General features: G+C 71.0%; 19 protein-coding genes and 2 tRNA genes. 8 read left to right on the top strand and 13 right to left on the bottom strand.

What is annotated here, in order from left to right; genetic code table 11:
- On the top strand, positions 1 to 563 hold a 563-nt coding region (locus ACYU8V_RS06350; protein ID WP_460846002.1), incomplete at its 5' end, for a hypothetical protein.
- An 81-nt stretch (positions 564 to 644) separates the two neighbouring features.
- Positions 645 to 3,113, top strand: coding sequence for a hypothetical protein (locus ACYU8V_RS06355; protein WP_460846005.1), 2,469 nt, complete (start codon positions 645 to 647; stop codon positions 3,111 to 3,113).
- 54 nt (positions 3,114 to 3,167) lie between these two features.
- On the opposite strand, the gene ACYU8V_RS06360 is transcribed toward ACYU8V_RS06355, so the two are convergent.
- The 5 genes from ACYU8V_RS06360 to ACYU8V_RS06380 form a co-directional block, all read right to left on the bottom strand.
- Positions 3,168 to 3,506 carry a hypothetical protein gene (locus ACYU8V_RS06360; RefSeq protein WP_460846006.1) on the bottom strand — a complete coding sequence of 113 codons (339 nt, stop codon included), beginning with the start codon at positions 3,504 to 3,506 and terminating at the stop codon, positions 3,168 to 3,170.
- 61 nt (positions 3,507 to 3,567) lie between these two features.
- Complete coding sequence (locus ACYU8V_RS06365; RefSeq protein ID WP_460846008.1) at positions 3,568 to 4,743, bottom strand: alpha/beta hydrolase; 1,176 nt, start codon at positions 4,741 to 4,743, stop codon at positions 3,568 to 3,570.
- A 137-nt stretch (positions 4,744 to 4,880) separates the two neighbouring features.
- On the bottom strand, positions 4,881 to 6,287 hold the full coding sequence (gene tig / locus ACYU8V_RS06370) for a trigger factor (RefSeq protein WP_460846010.1): 1,407 nt from the start codon (positions 6,285 to 6,287) through the stop codon (positions 4,881 to 4,883).
- Between the two features lie 99 nt (positions 6,288 to 6,386).
- Positions 6,387 to 7,292, bottom strand: a complete 906-nt coding sequence (locus tag ACYU8V_RS06375; RefSeq protein WP_460846012.1) for a sucrase ferredoxin — start codon at positions 7,290 to 7,292, stop codon at positions 6,387 to 6,389.
- 35 nt (positions 7,293 to 7,327) lie between these two features.
- Entirely contained in the window at positions 7,328 to 8,242 is a 915-nt protein-coding gene (locus tag ACYU8V_RS06380) for an ECF transporter S component family protein (protein ID WP_460846013.1), read from the bottom strand.
- 273 nt (positions 8,243 to 8,515) lie between these two features.
- Between ACYU8V_RS06380 and ACYU8V_RS06385 the strand changes: the two genes are divergently transcribed.
- Positions 8,516 to 8,586, top strand: a tRNA-Gly gene (locus tag ACYU8V_RS06385).
- A gap of 59 nt (positions 8,587 to 8,645) precedes the next feature.
- Positions 8,646 to 8,721 (top strand) — tRNA-Pro (locus tag ACYU8V_RS06390).
- A gap of 13 nt (positions 8,722 to 8,734) precedes the next feature.
- Here the strand turns inward: ACYU8V_RS06390 and ACYU8V_RS06395 are convergent.
- The 4 genes from ACYU8V_RS06395 to ACYU8V_RS06410 are packed head-to-tail and all read right to left on the bottom strand — an operon-like array spanning position 8,735 to position 12,494.
- Positions 8,735 to 9,826, bottom strand: a complete 1,092-nt coding sequence (locus ACYU8V_RS06395; RefSeq protein WP_460846015.1) for a PP2C family protein-serine/threonine phosphatase — start codon at positions 9,824 to 9,826, stop codon at positions 8,735 to 8,737.
- Positions 9,781 to 10,617 (bottom strand): Fpg/Nei family DNA glycosylase, encoded by an 837-nt coding sequence (locus ACYU8V_RS06400; protein WP_460846016.1) that lies wholly within the window; start codon positions 10,615 to 10,617, stop codon positions 9,781 to 9,783. The genes ACYU8V_RS06395 and ACYU8V_RS06400 overlap by 46 nt, the downstream gene beginning before the upstream one ends.
- On the bottom strand, positions 10,610 to 11,107 hold the full coding sequence (locus ACYU8V_RS06405; RefSeq protein ID WP_460846017.1) for a ribose-5-phosphate isomerase: 498 nt from the start codon (positions 11,105 to 11,107) through the stop codon (positions 10,610 to 10,612). Before ACYU8V_RS06405 ends, ACYU8V_RS06400 begins: the two co-directional genes overlap by 8 nt.
- 19 nt (positions 11,108 to 11,126) lie before the next feature.
- Positions 11,127 to 12,494, bottom strand: coding sequence for an NAD(P)H-quinone dehydrogenase (locus tag ACYU8V_RS06410; RefSeq protein WP_460846019.1), 1,368 nt, complete (start codon positions 12,492 to 12,494; stop codon positions 11,127 to 11,129).
- Positions 12,495 to 12,536: 42 nt separating this feature from the next.
- Between ACYU8V_RS06410 and ACYU8V_RS06415 the strand changes: the two genes are divergently transcribed.
- Genes ACYU8V_RS06415 through ACYU8V_RS06425 form a run of 3 tightly spaced genes read left to right on the top strand, consistent with a single transcriptional unit; the run spans position 12,537 to position 15,012 of the window.
- Entirely contained in the window at positions 12,537 to 13,403 is an 867-nt protein-coding gene (locus ACYU8V_RS06415; protein ID WP_460846020.1) for an ABC transporter substrate-binding protein, read from the top strand.
- Positions 13,400 to 14,263 carry an amino acid ABC transporter permease gene (locus tag ACYU8V_RS06420; protein WP_460846022.1) on the top strand — a complete coding sequence of 288 codons (864 nt, stop codon included), beginning with the start codon at positions 13,400 to 13,402 and terminating at the stop codon, positions 14,261 to 14,263. Before ACYU8V_RS06415 ends, ACYU8V_RS06420 begins: the two co-directional genes overlap by 4 nt.
- Positions 14,263 to 15,012, top strand: a complete 750-nt coding sequence (locus ACYU8V_RS06425) for an amino acid ABC transporter ATP-binding protein (RefSeq protein ID WP_460846023.1) — start codon at positions 14,263 to 14,265, stop codon at positions 15,010 to 15,012. The genes ACYU8V_RS06420 and ACYU8V_RS06425 overlap by 1 nt, the downstream gene beginning before the upstream one ends.
- A 29-nt stretch (positions 15,013 to 15,041) precedes the next feature.
- On the opposite strand, the gene ACYU8V_RS06430 is transcribed toward ACYU8V_RS06425, so the two are convergent.
- The 3 genes from ACYU8V_RS06430 to ACYU8V_RS06440 all read right to left on the bottom strand — a co-directional run bounded on the left by ACYU8V_RS06430 (position 15,042) and on the right by ACYU8V_RS06440 (position 19,914).
- On the bottom strand, positions 15,042 to 16,013 hold the full coding sequence (locus ACYU8V_RS06430; RefSeq protein ID WP_460846024.1) for an endonuclease/exonuclease/phosphatase family protein: 972 nt from the start codon (positions 16,011 to 16,013) through the stop codon (positions 15,042 to 15,044).
- Positions 16,014 to 16,165: 152 nt separating this feature from the next.
- Positions 16,166 to 16,891, bottom strand: coding sequence for a hypothetical protein (locus ACYU8V_RS06435; protein WP_460846025.1), 726 nt, complete (start codon positions 16,889 to 16,891; stop codon positions 16,166 to 16,168).
- A 410-nt stretch (positions 16,892 to 17,301) separates the two neighbouring features.
- Complete coding sequence (locus ACYU8V_RS06440; RefSeq protein ID WP_460846026.1) at positions 17,302 to 19,914, bottom strand: TrlF family AAA-like ATPase; 2,613 nt, start codon at positions 19,912 to 19,914, stop codon at positions 17,302 to 17,304.
- A 378-nt stretch (positions 19,915 to 20,292) separates the two neighbouring features.
- Between ACYU8V_RS06440 and ACYU8V_RS06445 the strand changes: the two genes are divergently transcribed.
- Positions 20,293 to 20,733 (top strand): very short patch repair endonuclease, encoded by a 441-nt coding sequence (locus tag ACYU8V_RS06445; protein ID WP_460846027.1) that lies wholly within the window; start codon positions 20,293 to 20,295, stop codon positions 20,731 to 20,733.
- Positions 20,734 to 20,771: 38 nt separating this feature from the next.
- Here the strand turns inward: ACYU8V_RS06445 and ACYU8V_RS06450 are convergent, their stop codons facing one another.
- Positions 20,772 to 21,407, bottom strand: coding sequence for a hypothetical protein (locus ACYU8V_RS06450; RefSeq protein WP_460846028.1), 636 nt, complete (start codon positions 21,405 to 21,407; stop codon positions 20,772 to 20,774).
- Positions 21,408 to 21,443: the final 36 nt, after the last annotated feature.

A 21,443-nucleotide genomic window follows, 5' to 3' on the forward strand; every position in this document is an offset into this window, starting at 1 on the left:
TGGCCGCCTTCGGCCTGGTCCGCCACCTGACCGCGCCCGAGCCCGCACCGGCGGCCGGGTCCCCGGCGCCGGCCGCGACCACGCCACCCCCGGCGACCCCGGCGACCACCTCGGTCACCTCGGCCACGTCGCCGAGCACTCCCACGACCTCCGCCGCGGCCGACCCGACCGACGACGCGACCGCGGCCGTGGCCCTGCGCGACCTCGCCGCCCGGGACCGGGCCGCGGTGCTGGCGCTGCACGGCGCCTGGACCGTGCAGCTGACCTCGAAGACCGACGGCACGGTCGACGCGTCGGGCCGGGTCTGGCACTGGCTGGACATCTGGACCCTGCACCAGCAGCTGCTCGCGAGTCACCCCGACGCCCTCCTGGTCGATACCGGCGAGTGGGGCTCCTACCAGCTGGGCGGCTACTACGCGACGATCACCGGCGACGTCTTCCCCACCAAGGCCGCGACGCTCGCCTGGTGCCGGACCCAGCACCTCGACCGGGACGCGTGTGCCGGCAAGAGGATCCGGGTCCACGGCGACTACCGCACCGACATCGCGCTGCAGCCGGAGTAGTTCCCCGAATCCGCCCCCGCGCCGGACGGTGCGCCGCTAGCGTCCGCTGTGTCATCTCCATGACCGTGCAACGGGGGGTTCGTGGTGCAGCGGTTCTGCGTCCAGTGCGGGCAGCGGGTCGACGGGGTCGCGTTCTGCACGGCGTGCGGTACGCCGGTCCGTGCCGCCGTACCCTCGCCTTCCCTGCCGCCTCCACCGCCTCCGTCTCCTCCGGCCCCGTCGGCTCCCCTGCCCCCGCCGACGGCGCCCCCGTCGCCCCCGTCGCGGCGTCCGCTGCTCGTGCTCGGCACCGTCGTCGTCGTGCTGGCGCTGGTCCTCGGCGGCCTGGTCACCTTCACCCTGGTCCGCGGCCAGGGCACGCACGGCGACCGGCTCGCGGTCCGCAGCCGCTCGATCGACAACGGCCTCACCCTGCTCGGCGATCCGCGCAAGCAGTGGGACGTGAAGGCGTCGGACCTGCTCCCCCACGCCGAGTTCCAACCGGTCGTCGGGTGGTACGACGGGGAGCTGTTCAACCCGGACCTGATGCCGATCGGCCCCTACCTGCTCGCCGAGGTCGCGAACCGGCGCCAGGGCCGCCTCGTGGCCCTGGACAGCCTGGACGGCAGCATCGCCTGGAGCCATGACCTCGACCGCGTGTCCGACGGCAGCGGCATGGCGCCCTGCTGGCTGCTCGACCCGAGCCACCTGCTGTGCGCCGACCAGCACGGGGCGCAGATCCTCGATCCGGCCACGGGCGCGGTCCTCGCCACCACCGCCGACAGCTTCAGCTACGACGCCCCGGTGCTGAGCACGGCCGGCACCTTCTACACCGTCATCGACGTTCCCGGGTCGCCGCAGCAGCACCAGCTGGCGGCGTACTCGACCGCCGACCTGACCCGCACCGCGACCGCCGACGTCGCCGCGCTGCGGGGGTGGGACAGCTCGGTGACCGGGCTGGGCATGTCCCTGGACGGCGACCTCCTCGACCTGATCGTCTACGGCTACCCGCGGTTCCGGACCGTCGCGTTCGCCACCGACGGCCTCCAGCAGGCATCGGACACCCGGACCAGGAGCGGATGGCTCACCGTCGACGCCGGGTGGACGATCACCACCGATGACAACGAGTTCGAGACCACCACGGTCACCCGCGACGGCACGCCCGCGGTCAGCGCCGCCGGCTACACCTGGTCCGCGCCGGCGGGCAACGACGGCACCACCACGTCGCGGACGGTCGTGAACGGCCGGATCGGCATCGGCGACGGGCTCTACGACCTCGGCACGGGAGCGGCGGTCTGGTCCCGGGGCGACTTCGACGGCACGACACCGACGTGGACGGCCGACGGCCGCCAGCTGCTCCTGGCCCAGAGCTCCGGCTACGGCTCGGGCACCACCACCGTGATCGACCCCGCCGACGGCACCACCGAGTGGACCGCCGACACCCAGCTCTACCCCTCCGCCGAGACCCGGGACGCCCTGGTCTCGGTCGATTCCGAGTCCGACGGCACCCCCTCGACCCTCACCGTGCGGCGGCGCAGCGACGGCGACGTCGTGTGGTCGCGCGACATCGCCGGCCTCAGCGACGACGGCTCGCTGAGCGGCGCCGTCGTCGCCGGCCAGGGCATGGCCGTGGTCAACTACCACCGGGTCCGCGGATGGTCGGGCTTCCCCCAGTCCGCGGCCGACGGGGCGTCGCCGGCGCCGAGCGATGGTGGCACGTCGTACGTCACCGACTGCGGGAGCCCGCCCACCTTCACCCCGGTGCGCTCCGCGTCGGAGTACGGCGGCATCTCCATCACCTACCGCGTGACGGCCGTGTGCCCCGGCGGGCAGTGGCTCAGCGACAGCCAGCTCAGCGTGCCGTTCGAGGTCGACGGGCAGGACTACCTGTCCGGCTGGTTCGACTTCTCCGGCGAGCCCTACTGGGTCCCGGACGGCGGCGTCGACCTCACCCTAACCTACCCGTTCGAGAACGCGACCGCCCCGCAGCGGCAGATCCAGGACGCGATCGACGACGCCGCGACCGGTGGGGGCACGGTCATCCACGTGCCGTGCACGCCGGGCCCCGGCAACCAGCCCGGCACGGTGCCCGCGGACCCGTCGTACGGGCAGGATCCGACGGTCCCCACCACCGCCGACGGCGATCCGGACGCGACCACCGCGCAACAGGACGAGGACAACGCGCTGGCGGCGCTGAAGCGGATCGCGGCCCGCGACAAGCCGGCCGTCGAGGCCCTGGACTGGACGGCCCAGCTGTCCGCCAAGAAGCTCGGGACCCAGGACGACGGCATCGTGTACGCGAGCTACTCCGACATCCTGGCCCTGCACCTGCGGCTGCGCTCGCGCTACCCCGACGCCCTCCTGGTGTTCAGCACCGAGTGGCCGGGCAGCTACGGGCCCTCGAGCGCGGGCTTCTGGGTGACCCTCAGCGGTGACTCGATGCCGACCGCACCACCAGTCAACCGGTGGTGCCGCAGCCAGCACCGCGGCCCGGGTGACTGCTGGGCCAAGCGGCTGGCCACGAGTGGCGACCCGGACAGGAACACCCTGCACCGCAAGCCGGGACAGTAGACGCAGAACGGCCCGCCACCGCTGCTGCGGTGACGGGCCCGGGGGCGGACGGATCTAAGCGAGGATGACCGCAAAGAGCAGGAAGGGCGTGAACGCGGCGAGGGCACTCGCGCCGGCGGTGAGGGAGGCCGCCGACAGGTGCCGTTGGAGCGTCAGGCTGACCGCCGCCGCCACGATCGCGATGACCGCGGGCACGCCGATGATCGCCGCGAGGTAGTAGCCGAGGCTCCCGAACAGCTCGTCATCGGTGCTCTGCGCGGCGTCGACCCAGCAGAGCGCGGCGAAGCCGGCCTCGACGAGCGCGAACAGGAGGGAGACCACGGCGATGACGCGGGCTCCGTAACCGGAGGCGGCCGGGGTGCCGGGGATGGGGGCGACGGTGTCGGAGTTCATGCCACCAGCGTCGCGAGGACTGCGCCGGCGTACCTGCGCAGCGCTACTCAGATGCTGCTGCTCATCGGAGCCAGCGCACCAGCGCGTCCGCGACCTCGGGATGGTTGAGCACCGAGAAGTGGTCGCTGCGCCCGACATGGAGGACCTCGCCGTCGGGGAAGAGGTCGCGGGTGCGATCGCGGCCCGCGCCCGACCGCGGCGTCACCAGCAGGTCGCCGATGGCCAGGGCCACCGGGTGGCGGCGCGACCGGGTCAGGCTGGCGGTCACCAGCCGGTAGCGCGCGTGCGGCAGCGCCGGGACGTCCTCGCCCAGCCCCTCGATGAGGTCGTGGATGCCGGCGGCCTGCCGGTCGATGATCCGCCCCAGCGCGGCGACCTCGGGCACCTTCGCCGAGAGTCGGCTGGCGTGGTCGGCCGCCACGGCGAACCAGGATCCGAGGTGGGGCGTGCTCAGGGTGACCACGTCGGTGACGCGGCGGGTCCACGGCGAGGGGGCGTCGCCGTCGGCCACGACCGCCGAGGCCGCGCGAATGATGAGCCCGCCGAGCGAGTGGCCGACCAGCGCGATCCGGGTGACCTCGGTCGGCCAGGCGTCGACGACCTGCTGCAGCAGCGAGGCCAGCGCGACGCCGTTCTCGCGCAGCGGCAGGCCGGTGTTGGCGCGCAGCATCACCGGGGTCCAGCCGAGCGGGGCCAGCGTCTCCGCGTACGTGGTGCCCGTGCGGTCGCGGTGGTAGGACCAGTACGACTCGTTCTCGCACAGGCCGTGGAGGAACACCACCAGCTGGCCGGTCGCGTCCGGGAAGGCGCCGCGCACCGCGGCCGGGTCGTGAAGGTCGACGTCGCGACCCTCGTGGCGCACCGCCATCGGGATCGCCAGTTGCGGACGGTCCCGCAGGATCTCATCGCCGATCAGCCCGTTGGCCGCCGCGTTGACGAAGCGGCCCCGCGGGGTCTCCTCGAGCAGCGGGCCCAGGCCGGCGGCCGCCGCCCGATCGAACCCCACACTGGCGCCGCGCAGGGTGAGACCGATGCCGGCGTACACCGCTCCCGCGATGCCCAGGTGGAGGACCTCGACCGGGGCGGCGGCCGGGCCGGCCACCTTGCCGACGAGGCCGTGGATGCGACGCGCGACGGCCGTGTGGGTGTCGCGCACGGTGTCGACGATGACCTCGTTGGCGGCCTGGGCTCCCAGGGACAGCGCGTCGAGGACGGTCGGGCCGGGCGGGTTGGTCATGGGGTGAGCGTAGCCGATTCGGTGCACACTTGTGCACTCGATCTGATCGGGCGGGGTGCCTAATTCACGGGTTGACCCCGTGAAATGGCCGACGGCCCCCACCGCCACAGGCGAGGGGGCCGTCGTACGACGTGAGGTCAGGCCTCGACAGTCTCCTCGGCAGCAGCCTCGGGCGCGTCGGTCTCCTCGACCTCGGCGGTCTCGGCGGCTGGGTCGGCGTAGGTGCCGTCGGGGAGCAGCGTCTTGAGCTCGACGACGTTGCCGGAGGCGTCCTTGACGACCGCACCCTCGACCAGCTGGGCGAGGGCCTTGCCGCGACGGATCTCGGCGACCATCTCGGGCACGTGGTTGTGCTCGAGCATGTGGTTGACGAACTCCTGCGGGTCCTGGCCGGACTGCTGGGCGCGGCGGATCATGTGCTGGGTGAGCTCGTTCTGGTCGACGCCGAGCTCCTCCTTCTCCGCGATGTCGTCGAGGATGAACTGCGCGGCGATCGAGTCACGGACCCGGCGCTCGAGGTCGGCCTCGAACTCCTCCTGGGTCTGGCCCTCGTCCTCGAGGTAGGCCTCGAGGCTCATGCCGGCGTACGCGAGCTGCTGCTCGACGGACTGGCGGCGGGAGTTGAGCTCCTCGGTGACCAGGGTCTCGGGCAGCGGGATCTCGACCTTCTCCAGCAGCGCCTCGAGGACGGCATCGCGGGCGGCGGCCGCCTGCTCGAGCCGCTGGCCACGGGTCAGGCGCTCGCGGACGTCGTCCTTGAGCTCGGCCAGGGTGTCGAACTCCGAGGCGTCCTGGGCGAAGTCGTCGTCGAGCTCGGGGAGCTCCTGCTCCTGGACCTGCTGCACGGTGACCGCGACCTCGACGTCCTGGCCGACGGCGTCGCCGTTGACCAGCTGGGAGGTGAACGTGGCGGACTCGCCGGCCGACAGGCCGACGAGGGCCTCGTCGAGGCCGTCGATCATGCCGCCGTTGCCGACCTGGTAGGAGAAGCCGCTGATCTCGGCGCCCTCGACGGCCTCGCCGTCCTGGGTCGCGGCGAGGTCGATGACGACGAAGTCGCCGTCCTTGGCGGCACGCTCGACGTCGGACAGGGTGCCGAAGCGCTCGCGGAGCGCCTGGACCTGCTCCTCGACGTCCTCGTCGGAGACGCTGATGTCCTCGACGGAGGCCTCGAGGCCGTCGTACGCGGGGACCTCGAAGGCGGGCAGCACGTCGAGCTCGGCGGTGAAGGCCAGGCCCTCGGCGTCGTCGAGCTTGGTGACCTCGATCTCCGGCTGCGCGAGCGGGGTGAGGTTGTTCTCCTGGAGGGCCTCGGTGTAGGCCTTCGGCAGCACGTCGTTGACGGCCTCGTCGAGTACGACGCCGCGGCCGACCTGGCGGTCGATCACCTGCGGCGGGACCTTGCCGCGGCGGAAGCCGGGGACGTTGATCTGCTTCGCGATCTTCTGGTACGCCGCGTCGAGGCTCGGCTTGAGCTCCTCGAAGGGCACCTCGACGGTCAGCTTGGCCCGGGTCGGGCTCAAGGTCTCGACGGCGCTCTTCACAGGTGATCTCCTACTGGTCGGTGGGCGGGGTGGTCAGGTGGTCACGCCCCGGTGATTCAGACTGGCTCACACTACCCGCGTAGGTGTCGGCCCAACGATTCAGCGCGGTGCCGTGGACTCCGCGGCCGACGGTGCGGGCGATGGTGCGGGCGAGACCGCGTAGTGGGTCTGCTCCGACGGCTCGGGCTTGCCGCAGCTGACCATCGGCTCGAGGCTGGTGCGCGCGTGCACGACGAGGTCCAGCCGTAGGGGTCCGGCGAGCAGGACCCGCCACTCCCCCTCACCTGTCGCGTCGGCGCCCTCGACGGCCCAGTCGGCCGGGACCGGGTGGACGGCGAGGGCGTGCGCCAGCGCCGCCTGGAGGTACGCCGGATGCCCGCTCACACCGCGCAGCAGTCCCGGCAGCACCCGGCCGGCCTCGGTGGCCCCGACCAGGTCGGCGACGTCCGAGGTTGTGACCCGCCCGTAGAGCACGGCGTCCCCGCCCGCCGGCACCGCGACGACGACCGGCGCGAACCGGTGCCCGCCGGTGTGGCTGCAGCCCCACACCCGCCCGGGCCGCAACTCGGCCAGCGCCGCGGCGATCGGCCGCGCGAAGCGGGCGCAGCACACGTCGCGCTTGGCGTGGGTGCAGACCAGGTACGTCGGCTCCTGGGCCGGTGTCCCCACCGACCCGTCCAGGGGTACGCCGAGCAGGTCGGTGTCGGCGGCGTACCGACCCCACCAGGTGGTGGTCGACCCGGCCGGGCGGACCGCCCAGGACCGCCCACCGGCGATCGCCTCGCGAGGGGCGCCGTCCGGACGGCGTACGGCCAGCAGCCGGAGGTCGGCGGCGTCGGCACGCCGCTGCAGCTCGGCGGCCACGGCCGCGTCGAGCTCGGAGTCGGCGAGCCCCTGCCGGCCCCAGGCGCCGGGCTGCTCGACCAGCAGCAGGCCGCGCTCGGTGAACGCCGTGCCGACCATCGACTCGTCCCGGGCGGCCGCGAGGACCGAGCAGTGCTCCACGGCCGCGATCCTGCCAGCCGACCGTTGCGGGTCCGTCAGTCGTGCAGCTTCTGGGCGAGCGGGAGGAGCCGGCGGAAGCCCGCGGGCAGCGAGCTCACGACGACCAGGGCGACGAACCCGCTGATCAGCTTGTCGGCCCCCGAGGTCAGCAGGTTGGACGATCCGACCGCGGCGAGCAGCCCGTCGCCGAGGTCGAGGAAGGTCTGGGTGATCGTGTCCTGCCCGGCCCCGACCGACCCGCCGAAGACGAGCACCAGGATCGGGACCGCGATCAACGAGCAGGTGAGGGCGACCAGGATGTTGAGCAGGAGGAAGCGGGGCAGATCGCGACCGAGTCGTCGGGCGCCGTACCCCCACACGAGCGCCCCGGCGACGTTCACCACCGCGAAGGGCAGCGACTGCCAGCCGCTGATGAGCGCGCCGGCCGCGTTGGTCGTCCCGCCGAGCAGGGCGCCGAGCCAGGGTCCGAGCGCGAGCGCCGCGACCGCGGTGCCGGCCATGTCCAGGTAGATCGGGAGGTGCAGCAGGTCGACGATCCACCGCCCGGTCAGGTTGATGCCGAGGCACGCGAGCAGCACGACGGCGATGGCCCGCGGCGAGGGAGCCGCCACCGGAGCCTCGACCGGATCGATGGGCTCCGGCCCCTCGCGCCGCGTGCACTCCTCGATCCAGGCCGCGACCTCGGCCGGCTCGGCACCCAGCACGGCCGCGATCTCACCGACGAGGTCGAGGTTGATCCGCGCGCGGCCCGGCCGGAAGGCGTCGTACACGGTGCTCTTGGCGAGGCGGGCCGCGTGCGGGGTGGCGCCGGCGGCCTCGCGGGCAGCGGAGACGCGCTCCGCGATCTCGCCGTACGACGGGTCCCCGGCTGCCGCTCGGCGCTCCTGGAGTCGCACGACGAGCGGGTCCCAGCGCCGCCGCTCGGCGGGCTCCGGCTCCGTCGACGCCATCGATCTCCCCCGTCACTGCCACCGGCCCCGCCACCGTCCGGTACGGCGCCGATCAGCCTAGTGGGCGCGTCCGGAGGCGTCCGGACTTCGTCCGGGAACCGCGGTTCCGCTGGCTCCGGACGGCCCGCGGCCGATGGAATGGAGCGACGGCGCCCGCCTGCATGTGGGGGGCAGGTGGGCGCCGGGACGGCGGGCTGCCCGCGTGCGTACCGAGTTGGGGATCGCGTCGCGGCGTGTGGAAGGATGAGCACGCGATCCGGCGACGGATCCTCCGGGGATGTAGCTCAATGGTAGAGCCTCAGTCTTCCAAACTGATTACGCGGGTTCGATTCCCGTCATCCCCTCGAGAGATCGCCAGGACCTGCCCGACGAGCGGCATCGTCGCAGGTCACAGGCGGTTTCGCGGGGCGTAGCGTAGTGGCTAGCGCGCCTGCTTTGGGAGCAGGAGACCGCAGGTTCGAGTCCTGTCGCCCCGACCAGCCGGTACGCCGGTCACGGCCGCCGGTGGACCACCAGCAGCGCCCGGTCGTCGTCCCGGGAGCCGACGGCCGCCACGAGGCGGGCGGCCAGCCCGTCCCACGAGCCGCGCAGCAGCGACTCGGCCTCCCCCAGCATCGCGTCGATGCCGAGCTCGATGTCGCGGCGCGGCTCCTCGACCATGCCGTCGGTGTAGAGGACGAGGGAGTCGCCGGGCCCGAGCCGGCCGTGGCAGGCGTCGTACGAGACGTCCTCGAGGACACCCAGCACCGGACCCTCGGTGTGCAGGATCTGCCAGCGCCCGGAGCCCGCGTGCCGCTGGGCCGCCGGCGGGTGCCCGGCCCCGCGCACCTCGAAGGCGCCGCTCTCGAGGTCGAGGGAGAGGTGCACCGCGGTGGCGAAGCCCTCCTCCCACACCCGCTGGAGGAGGTAGTCGTTGGCGGCACCGAGGAAGTCTGCCGCAGGCAGGGCGCCGAGCAGGCCGCCCATCGCCCCGGACAGCTGCAGCGCCCGGGTGCCGGCAGCCTCGCCCTTGCCCGAGACGTCGACCACCGCGAGCTCCAGCCGGTGTCCCTCGTCGCGCCGCGTCGCGACCACGAAGTCGCCGGCGAACGGCGAGCCTCCGGCCGAGGACAGCGCCGAGTCCACCAGCCACTTGTCCGGGAGCACCGGGATCTCGCCCTGGGCCAGGATCCGGTCCCGCAGGTCGACCAACATCGACTCGCCTCTCATCCGTCCGACTCCGAGACGTCCGGGTCCGCGCGCGACGACGAACACCGTGACGGTGAGCAGCACCATGATCGGGATGCCGACCATGGTGCGGGTGGTGAAGTTGGTCTGCAGCGCCACCGCGGCGCCCAGCATGCCGAGCTGGTAGACGGCGTACCACTGCAGGAGCCGGTTGCTCAGCAGGAGCACCGCCAGCACGATCGGCACGAACACCAGGTTGATGGGCACGTTGTCCGGCCGCAGTCCGATCGCCGTCAGGGCGGCCGCGGATGCCAGGCAGAGCACGACCAGGATGCCGCGCTCGCTGGCGAACCAGCGGCGACCTTCCCCGATCATCGGGTCGCCCGCGAGCGGAAGACCGGCTGGCACCGGCTGCACCAGAAGACGTTGCGCCCCGACAGCACGTCGGTGCTGACCTTGCGACCACAGACCAGGCACGGCTGTCCGGTACGCCGGTAGACGTACACCTCGCCCCCGTGGTCGTCGACGCGCGGCGGCCGCCCCATGGCCTCCGGGGTGTGCTCGGGGCGCACGGTGTCGATCCGTCCGGTCTCCACACCCTCGGCCATCAGCACGACCAGGTCGTCCCACATCGCCTGCCACTGCCCCTGCCGCAGGGTGCGGCCCGGGCGCAGCGGGTGGATGCGGTGGCGGAAGAGCACCTCAGCACGGTAGACGTTCCCGACGCCCGCGAGGACGGATTGGTCCATGAGGAGCACCCCGATCGGAGTGCTGCTCCGGCTGATCCGCGCCCAGGCCCGGCCCGGGTCGGCATCGGCCCGGAGCGGGTCGGGCCCCGAGCGCGCCACCACGGCGTCGCGCTGCGCGGGGGTCACCAGGGCGCAGGTGGTGGCACCGCGCAGATCGGCGTACGCCGTCTCCGAGTGCAGCCGCAACCGGACCTGACCGACCGGGGCAGGTGCGTGCGGCGCGTCGGTGTGCACGTCGAGCTTGCCGTAGAGCCCGAGGTGGATGTGGATGAGGCGCTCGCCGTCGAAGCGGACGAAGAGCTGCTTGCCCCACGCGTCGGCATCGAGCAGCAGGCCGCCGTCCAGCCGCGCCGCGGACTCGGCGAAGCGTCCCTGCGGGCTGCTGACGCGGACCCGACGTTCCCCGAAGACGTCGGTCAGCTCGCGGGCGAGTCGATGGAGGGTGTGGCCCTCAGGCATCGACCGCGGACGGCGGGAGCGGAGGGAGCTCGCCGGTCGTCTCGTAGTCCGACAACATCGCGATCCGGCGGGTGTGCCGCTCCTCGCCGGTGAAGGCGGTCGTGAGGAAGACCTCGACCAGGCGGGTCATCACCTCGAGGGTGTGCATCCGGCCGCCGACGGCGACCACCCACGCGTCGTTGTGCTCGCGCGCCAGGGCCGCGGTCTCCTCCGACCAGGCCAGCGCCGCTCGGATGCCCTTGACCTTGTTCGCGGCGATCTGCTCGCCGTTGCCGGAGCCGCCGATGACGACGCCCAGGCTGTCCAGGCCCTTGGCCCGGTCGGCGGCCACACCCTCGGCCGCACGCAGGCAGAAGACCGGGTAGTCGTCCAGAGCGTCGTAGACGAACGGGCCGTGGTCGACCGGCTCGTAGCCGTGCTCGGTCAGCCAGGAGGTCAGGTGCGACTTGAGCTCGAGACCGGCGTGGTCACAGCCGAGGTGGACGCGCATGGGTCGATCCTGCCATCCGTCACGCCTGGTGCAGCCTTCGGGCCGCCTCGGCGATGGAGCCGCTGATCGAGGGATAGACCGTGAAGGTGTTGGCGAACTCGTCGGCGGTGAGGCGCTCGGTGACCGCCAGGGTGACCGGGTGGATCAGCTCCGAGGCTCGGGGGCCGACGACCACGCCGCCGAGCAGGCGGCCCGATCCCGGGCTGATGAACAGCTTCACGAAGCCGTCGGTGATGCCCTGCATCTTGGCGCGCGCGTTGGTGGCGAGCGGCTGCAGGACGACCTCGGCGAAGGCCTCCCCCGCGTCGACCTGCTTCTGGGTCACGCCGACCGTGGCGATCTCCGGGGAGGTGAAGACGTTGGAGCACACGTCGCGCAGGTCCAGCGGCGCGACCGCGTCGCCGAGGAAGTGCCACATCGCGATCCTGCCCTGCATGGCCGCCACGGAGGCGAGCATGAAGACGCCGGTGCAGTCGCCGGCGGCGTACACACCGCGGGCGGAGGTCCGCGAGACCTTGTCGACCTCGACGAAGCCGCCGTCGCCGAGGTGGACGCCGGCCTCCTCCAGGCCGAGACCGGCGGTGTTGGGCACCGATCCGAGGGCCAGGATGCAGTGCGAGCCGGTGACCTCGCGGCCGTCGGCCAGGGTCACCGTCACGACATCGCCGTCGCGGGCGACCGACTGCATCCGGGACTGGCCGAGGACCGTCATGCCACGGCGCGTGGCCACGTCCTCCAGCACCTGGGCGGCGTCCTGGTCCTCGCCGGGGAGGATCCGCTCGCGCGACGACACGAGCGTGACCGGGATGCCGAGGGCCTGGTAGGCGCTGGCGAACTCGGCGCCGGTGACGCCCGAGCCGACCACGATCATGTGCTCGGGCACCTCGTCGAGGTCGTAGACCTGCTCCCAGGTCAGGATCCGCTCGCCGTCGGGCTGCGCCGTGGGCAGTGTCCGTGGGGCGGCACCGGTGGCGATGAGCACCGCGTCGGCGTCGTACGACGTCGTGGTGCCGTCCGGCGCCGTCGCGATCACCCGCGAGGGACCGTCCAGCCGGCCGCGGCCGTGGACGACCGTGACGCCCTCGCGGGCGAGCCGGTCCTCGATGTCGACCGACTGGGCGAGGGCGAGGCTCTTGACCCGCTGGTTGACGCGGGCCAGGTCCACCCGCGCCGGCTCGACCATGATGCCGAGCTCGCGCGCGTGGCTGAGGTCGGTCATCACCTCGGCGGTCGCGATGAGGGTCTTGCTGGGCACGCAGTCGGTCAGCACCGCCGAGCCGCCGATGCCGTCGCTGTCCACGACGGTCACCTGCGCACCGAGCTGGGCGGCCACCAGCGCCGACTCGTAGCCGCCGGGACCCCCACCGATGATGACCACGCGCTCCATGGCGGTCATTGTTGCAGCGGCGCCGGCCCGTAGCATGCGCGCATGCGCACGACCCGAGTCCTCGCCCCCGCTGCCGCCGTCCTCATCCTCGCCGCGTCGGCCGCGTGCGCGCCCACCAAGGAGGTCGCGACCGACGGCTCCACCGCGTCGGCGGCGCAGTGCACGCCGGACCAGCTGCACCTGCTGCACACGGGCACGCTCACCGTCGGGACCGACTCCCCGGCGTACGACCCCTGGTTCTCGGACAACGACCCGACCAACGGCAAGGGCTACGAGTCCGCGGTGGCGTACGCCGTCGCGAAGCAGCTCGGCTTCACCAAGGACCAGGTGACCTGGGTGACGGTGCCCTTCAACAACTCCTACAAGCCGGGCGCGAAGACCTTCGACTTCGACATCAACCAGATCTCGATCAGCCCCGACCGCGCCAAGGTCGTCGACTTCTCCGACGGCTACTACTCCGCCGCACAGTCCGTCGTGGTGCTGAAGAACAGCCCGGCCGCGAACGCGACCAGCCTCGCCGACCTCGCGCAGTACAAGATCGGCGCCCAGACCGGCACCACCTCGCTGACCGCGGTCCGGGAGGTCATCAAGCCGAGCCAGACCCCGCTGGTCTTCCAGAACACGAACGCCGCCAAGCAGGCACTGCTCAACGGCCAGGTGGACGCGATCGTGGCGGACCTGCCCACGGCCTTCTACATCAGCGCGGCGGAGATCCCGGGCAGCAAGCTGCTCGGCCAGTTCTCCTACGACGGCGGTACGCCGGAGCAGTTCGGGATGCTCTTCCAGAAGGGCAACCCGCTGGTGTCCTGCGTCAACTGGGCCCTCGGGCAGCTCAAGTCCGACGGGACCCTCGCCGCCATCGAGAAGAAGTGGCTGTCCGATGTCGTCAGCGTCCCCGTCCTGAAGTGAGCACGTCCGTCGCCGCGCAGTGGCGGCCCAGCCCGCACGAGCTCGCCCGGCGGCGCACCCGGGCACGACAGCGTCGCCGTCGCCTCCTCATCGGCTCGCTGATGACCGTCCTGGTGGTCGGCGGCGCTCTCACCGCCGTGCTGCTGTCGCCGGGATGGCCGGTGGTGCGCACGACCTTCTTCAACGCCCACCACGCCCGGGCGGCGCTGCCCAGCATCGTCAAGGGCTTCTGGGTCAACGTGCGGATGTTCCTCATCGCCGAGCCCCTCATCCTGATGCTCGCCCTCGCCATCGCCCTGGTCCGGCAGGCACGCTCGGCCTGGCTGGTGCCGTTGCGCGGGATCGCCGTGGTCTACACCGACGTCGTCCGCGGCATCCCGACCCTGGTGCTGCTCTTCCTGCTCGCCTTCGGCATGCCGGCACTCGGTCTCTCGGGCGTGCCGAACAGCCTCTTCTTCTGGTCGACTGTCGCGCTCGTCATCTCCTACTCGGCCTACGTCGCCGAGGTGTTCCGCTCCGGCATCGAGTCGGTCCACCCCTCCCAGGTCGCCAGCGCGGAGGCGCTGGCCCTGAGCCGGGCCCAGACGATGCGGTACGTCATCGTCCCGCAGGCCGTGCGCCGCGTCGTCCCGCCGCTGCTCAACGACTTCGTCTCGCTGCAGAAGGACACCGCCCTGGTCGCGTCGGTCGGCGTCGCGGAGTCCCTGCTCGCGGCCTCCGACTACGGCAACTACCACTTCAACTTCACGCCGATCGTCGTCGTCGCGGCGTTCTTCGTGGCGATGACCCTGCCGCTGGCGCGGCTCTGCGACGCGCTGACCCGACGGCTCGCCCGCCGCGAGCGGGCGGGGGTGCTCTGATGAGTGCGCTGCTCGACGTACGCAACGTGCGCAAGACCTACACCCGGCACGGCGAGAGCCCGCGCGTCGTCCTGGACGACGTGTCCCTGTCCGTCTCCCCCGGCGACGTGGTCTGCCTGATCGGCGCCTCGGGCTCGGGCAAGTCCACGCTGCTGCGCTGCCTGGACCTCCTGGAGCCGATCGACGACGGCATCATCGAGTTCCAGGGCAGCGAGATCTCCGACCCGCTCGTGGACCCGCAGGACGTACGCCGCCACATCGGCATGGTCTTCCAGGCCTACAACCTCTTCCCGCACCTCAGCGTGCTCGACAACTGCACGCTCGCCCCGCGCAAGGTGCACGGGGCGAGTGCCGCCGCCGCCCGCAGCAAGGCGATCGACCTGCTGGAGCGGTTCGGGCTCGCCGAGCACGTCGCCAAGCACCCCGACCAGCTCTCCGGCGGCCAGCAGCAGCGCGTCGCGCTCGTGCGCGCGCTGTGCACCGACCCGGCCCTGCTGCTGCTCGACGAGATCACCGCGGCGCTCGACCCCGAGCTGGTCGGCGAGGTCCTCGACATCGTCCGCAGCCTCGCCGACGCCGGTACGACGATGGTGCTGGCCACCCACGAGATGAGCTTCGCCCGCGAGGTCGCCACCACGGTGTGCTTCCTCGACAACGGCCGGATCCTGGAGTCCGGTCCGCCGGACCAGGTGCTCGGCGAGCCGGAGCAGGCGCGGACCCGGGAGTTCCTGCGCCGGGTGCTGCCCTGACCCACAGCCGGCATGCCCAGCCGGCGTGCTCAGCCGGCGTGCTCGACCGAGAGGTCGACCACGATGATGTCGTGGTCGGAGGCCGCCGACCGGACGTGCTCGTCGCGGAACCGCACGACCGGGCCGGTCGGCGCCCACACGTAGTCGATCGACCTGCGGTCGCCGGTCACCGGGTCCTCCTCGGTCGTGACCCGGCCGAGCGCCTCGTGGTTGGAGGTCATGAACCCGCCGAATGCCTCGGTCATGAAGCCGCTCCACAGCGGCTCGTACTGCGCCCCGGCGTTGAAGTCGCCGCCGACCACGGGGAGGTAGCCGGCCCCGAGGTCGGCCCGCAGCTGGCGGCGTACCCGCTCGTAGTGGGCCCGGGCCGCGCTCAGTGTCGCGGTGCCGTAGCGCGGCTGGATCCGGAACGGGTCGGGAGCGCCGAGGTAGCCGCCCTCCCGCGGCCACCACATCACCTCCGGCACGACGTGGGTCGTCGAGAACGCGAGCCGGCGCCCGGACCGGCGGTCCCGCACCCGGACCGTCTGGATGTAGCGGGCGTGGATCCGGTCGCCGTTCGCGCGGGTCACGGCTCCGGAGCCGAGCCGGTAGCGCACGCTGCGGACGTCGAACCGGCGCCCGGAGCGCAGCAGCACGTCGGACTCCTGGTGCTCGTCGTTGCGGCCGTACCAGAGCCGGTAGTGCTCCCGGCGGGCCCACCGGCGGATCAGGCGGTCGCGCCACTGCACCTCCTGCACCAGCAGCACGTCCGGCGCGAAGCCGGCGGCGCGGTCCATCTCGGCCACCCACCTGCGGCGCGACACCGCGAAGTCGGTGTTGAAGGTGACGACCCGCAGGTTCGCGACGGCGCCGGTGCGCGGGGCGTCGCCGACGGCGGTGGTGCCGGTGGCGGTGCCGGCATCGCGCGCGGTCGCCGGCGCGGAGATGACGACGGACAGGGCGACGACGACCGCCGTCGTCAGCCGAACGGACAGGGCGGCGATGCGGGTGCCGGGCATGGCGTGCGCTCCTGGGGGGCGTCCTCGGGTACGCCGTCGAGCGTGCTGCGCCTCGGTGACCAGCAGGATCCGCCCATCCTTCGGTCAGGTGGAACGCTCCCCAACAGCTGGCGTCAGGCCACGGGGCTCGTGCCGTCGGTCGGCGCGGCGCGCTACGACCGCTGCGATCGCTCGAGGACGTCGAGTGCCTCGAGGAGGGCCTGGCTGGGCGTGATGCCACGCGTAGCTGCCGTCCGCAGGAGTCGCTTCTCGGCCGTCTCGGTCAGCGCGAGCTCGTCGGCTCGTGCGAGGGCGGCCCGCGGCGCCGGCGGGGCGACCGCCTCGGCCCGCCCGCCGAAGACGCCGAGCGCGATCAGGACCAACGTCCCCAGGACATCGAGGATCGCCAGGACGCCGACCAGCTTGGCCGTGCCGACGTTCCCCGCGTCGCCCATGATCATCCCGCAGACGATCACTGCGAGGATCCCCGCGACCCCGACCGTCGTCCAGAGCAGCGGGCTCAGCGAGGGACGCCGGGTGAGTGCGATGAGCATGCTCGCCTGAGCGAGCGTGGCCGCGATCGTGACCGTCACCCCGAACCACCTCCACAGGTCGCCCGAGAAGCTGTCGTCGGACCAGGTCAGCACCAGTGCGCAGAGCGTGGCGACGACCGATGCAGCGGCGCCGAGCAGGCCGACCGCAACGAGGCGGTGGCCGGCGAGCGACAGGTAGCAGAGCGCCGCGATCGAATCGAAGCCGATGATGGTCGTGGTCACCATGACGCGGGCCTGGGTGTCCCCGAACCCCGCGCCGCCGACCAGTGCGACGATGCCGATCAGCGCGGCGAGGCTGAAGGATCCGATGACGAGGGTGATGACGGCGCGGCGGAGGTCTCTCATGCGTCCAGCCTCGCGACCGGCGACCGGGTGACGGCAGAGACCCAGTACTCAGCAGGCATGGCCCGAAAGGACCACTTCGGGCCGTCGCCTGGCCCGCCGGGAAGCACGACGGGGAGCCGCCCGGCACCAGGTGCCGGGGACTCCCCGTCGTCGCAGCGACCGCGCTACAGGTTGATCATGTGAGACGGGCGGTGCCACAACCTGCGACGAAGACCCGCACGCGCGCCCCGACCTCGGAAAACGTCTTCCAACATGTTTCGACCCTACCCGCCGCTTTTCGTCGCCTTGTTACATCGGTGGTACATCGCCTGGCCTGCCACCCGTTCCTCCATGGTCGGCGGTCCGGGATGACTTCGACTTCGAACCCAGTCGGCGATGCCGTCGGCTTCCAGTCCTCAGTTCCGTTGATGTCAGAACCCGTAGAGATGCTGTCGCGCGTTAAAGGCATCCGGGCCGCCTTCAAGGATGTTCTCCGCGTGCTCCCGGATCCTCTCGTCATCGAGCGAGCCGATGCCGTCAGCGGCCGGACGACCGTGCTGGCCGTCGCCTTCGAGCGTGATGATCAGCTCGGCGTCGCCGAGCACGGGGACGTTGGCGTTGTGTGTACTGACGATGACCTGCCGCTGCCCCTTGAGCTTTCGCAGGTTGGCAACGATGCCGTTGAAGACGAAGCGGTTGTCCAGGTCATCCTCGGGCTGGTCGATCACCAGCGGTGCGTCGGACCCGCTGAGCAGCAGGAGCAGCAGTGCGGTCGCTTTCTGGCCCTTCGACAGTTGCCCCATGCTCTTGAACTCCTTCGTCCCCGTGCCGTAACCGACGTCCAGCTTGACGTCCACCGCGAGCCCCACGCTGAGCTCTTCCATCTCTCGGAAGAGGGGCTCGCCGACCGCAATGAGGTTCGCCGCCTGCGCGCCCTTGATCCCGTAGGGCGCAAGGCCGTCAGGACCCTTCCGAGCCGCCTCGACGAACGCCCGCGTCGAGAAGCTCTCGGCGTCAATGGCGGCAGCGATCGTGTTCTTGGCGCCGGTCAGGTTGTCGATCACCAGCTGCTTGATCTGCGACCGGTCGGGGTCCGGAACGGGCTGCACCACGACGACCCCATCTGTAGCGGTGTTGGCTGCCCGAATCGCGTCGTGGAGTTTCTCGGTCTGCTGCTTCTCGTGATCGCGCAGCTTGCTGAGCAGTTCCCCGCGGGTCTTCTTGAGCCCGGCGATCTCCTGGTCGAGCTTCTTGCGCCGCGGCAGCTTCGCCTTGAGCGCCTCCAGCGCCCGCTTGGTGTCCACGTACTTGTCGGGCTGCATGCCCTGCTCGTGCAGTCCGCGTAGGACGTTGTTGTACTCATCGCGCTGCTCTTTGACCGCAGCATCCCAGTCAGCCTGCACGGCACCGACCGCCTGCTCCGCGGCGTCGAGCGCGGCGCGGACCTGCGTCGCTATGTTGGCCAGCTTCGTGGCCAGGTCCGAGGTTGCCGCTGTCGCGCGCTGGAGCAGTGCAGCCTGGGGCGAATTGTCTACGTTCTCATAGTCGGCATTCAGGTCGGCGCCAAGCTGCGGATCGGTGATGTCGGCGAGCGTCGTTCGCGATTCACCGATGCGATCCGACGCCTCCTTGAGCACGGCCTGATCGAGTTCCAGCCGCTGCTGGGCTGCCAACTTCCCCGGCACGTCGGTCGTGTCGTACTGCTTGATCTGCTCTTCGAGCCGACCGATGTCGGCAAGCTCGTTCTCGAGCGCCTCCCTTGCCATCTCCTGCTTCTGCAGCTGAGAACGGTTCTCCGCAAGCAGCCCCAATGTGTCCTGGTGCTCCCGATCGGGACCGTCGGAGCCGGTGAATCGCTGGAGCATGGTGGCGACACGCGCCGGGTCGTTCGCAAGCTCCGCGAGTTCGTGCTGCCCGAAGATTTCAACTCGCGGCACGATGTCCTCGGGCTTGAGGTTGGTGGCCGAGCCGCTGGCATCGCGGACGACCGGTACGTCGTTCACTAGGCGCTCGATAGTGTAGGTATGCGGCGTCGGCTTGGCAGTCTCGACCGTGACCTTCACGATGGTGCCGGTCTTGAGCACGTCTTTAACGATGGCGCGGTGGTCGGCGAACGCCGATGCCCCGATCGGCTCAATCCCCAAGGCATATCGAAGACTCTCTATAGCCGTCGACTTACCGGTGCCCGGACCACCAATGAATGCCGTCAGCTCCTCGGACAGCGGAATCGTGACTTCGTCGAGGAAGCCGCCAGTCCACGACAGATCGCGGATTAGCGCGCGCGGCGTGTTGGCAGGATCGGTCACGGAAACGCGCGTTGTCGGCGTACGGACAGCCAGTTTGAGGCTCTCGAGGCGCTCAGTGCTGACCTTGAACCATGAGGACGCGCCGGGCTTGGCAAGGTCACTCGGGCTCATGACGTCATCGGCGTGGATCACGGCGAGAGGGTGCTCCCGATCGAACGGCTTGCGGTTGGCCAGCACCGATGCCTGATCCTTGGCGGCGGCCGCACCTGGCGTAATGCCTAGAACGTTGACGCGCGGATGTTTGATCATTCGCTGGAGCGGCTGGCCACTCTCCCGAGCCAAAAGGCCGCTCGGAGAGACATTGACGTGCGCCGGGATCACCAGCGCACCACGCTCCGTCATCTTGTCGACGACGTCGCCGTAGCCGCAGCTGCCGGTGCCACTGTCGCCGGGCGTGCCGCCGCAGATGCCGATGCCGGCATTGATCTCGGAGAACGGAGTGCCGACCTCAAAAATCACGAGGAGATGGACGCCCTCTGAGGTGTTGGCCTCGAAGCCAGGCAGCGCCACGATTCCGCGGGCGTTAGCGCCAACAATGAGACCAGCCGCTGTGTCCACGCACCAGTGATCCGTGACAGCGATCATGCGGATCCCGAGCGCATCACACTGGTCGAGGAGCGCCGTGTTGTAGTCGTCCTCTGACGGGTAGCTCTTGGACGGCTCGTTCCTGCCCTTATATCCGTACGGATTCACCTGGAGCGCAGCGCGGATCCAGTGCGCACCTACATAGTCAACCATCGATTGCTCCCGCTCCTGGGAGCCACTCCATGTGCGGGCTCCGGCGGCAGCACCGTAGCTGGAGCGTCCGACAGTATTGCGCGATCACGCCGAACACTCCGCAGGGATCGCGGACGCCGTAGCGCGAGCCTCAGTCAGCACGGCCCTCAGCGCGAGCGTCGGCCAGCGTCAGATCGCCCCGCCGTGCTACCCGGCCACATTAGTGGCTCTCACTCCAGCGCACCGGCATTGCCCGGCATTGCCCGGCCTTGCCCGGCCTTGCCCGGCCTTGCCCGGCGATTCGTCCCACTGCCGCATTCCTCGCCGCTCCGACCAACCCCGGTCGGCGAATCTCCTCCGTCCAATCGGGCTCATCGACGTGTGTGCGAATCTGGAGCGGTGACTGCCAGCGATTCCTGGGCATCTACACCAGGCCGACGGCGCAACATGCAGGCGAACCGCTCGCGCGACACCCAGCCGGAGCTCGCCGTCCGTCGTCTGTTGCACGCCGGCCTGCGGTACCGCGTAGCTGCCGCGCCCCTTCCGGGCCTACGCCGCCGGGCGGACATCATCTTCAGCAAGCAGCGCATCGCGGTCTTCATCGACGGCTGTTTCTGGCACGGATGCGAACTACATGGCCGGAGAGACTTCCAGCACAACGTGGACTACTGGCCTGCCAAGATCGCGACCAACATGGCTCGGGACCTCGATACGACTGCCCGCCTGAGGAATGCCGGGTGGCTCGTCCTACGCTTCTGGGAGCACGAATCGCCGCTGAGTGTCGCTCGCGCAATCGAACATGCTGTCAAGAACGGGCGAAATGCCCGTCCGGGAGACTGATTCAAAATCCCGGACGCTGCAGGGCAGGTCGGCCGACTTCACCCGAGGTCCACCATGGCCCGCGCCTCCGGCGGGAGACCTCGATACATCGCCCAAGCACGTTCGGCAGGCGAGAAAGACCTCTTGCCAGCGCGTGCCCACGCCTCAATGAGTCGGCGATCCGACGGGTCGAGCTCATCGATCGTGCGCTGAACCCGGCTCGGATCCACCTTGTGTCCAGAGCGCCCGGCCTTACATCGCTTACACGCGGTGACGAGCGCTGCGTCATTGCGGCCTGGGCCAGCGACCAGCGACTGCTTCATCACAGAGAGCACAGCCGTATTCATGTTGTCGTCGGGGTAGGCCTCGCCTCCGGCGATACCGCAGATCGTACACATGAAGTCGTCCCGCTCCATGACACCCTGGCGCTCCTTGGCTGAAAGGCCCTTGTCCGGGCTCGCCTCGCGGCGCTCCTTGGGATCCCACACAGCCGCCCCCGCCGCGACCAGACGTGTCTGCTCCTGCAAGAGACTCGCATCGTCAGCACGCGTATGCAGGACCCACCCAAAGTCCCGTAGGTCCCGGATCCGGCGGTCAGCTTGGGCGACGCCCGGAAAGGCATCCCGGATCTCGGCTTTCGTGAACACATTGCCGACGCCGACTTCCTGCAGGAGCCAGAGGGCACCCTTCACCATCACGCCAGCGCCGTTTGCTGGATCGTCCCACCGTGG

Source organism: Nocardioides ultimimeridianus, assembly GCF_054777895.1.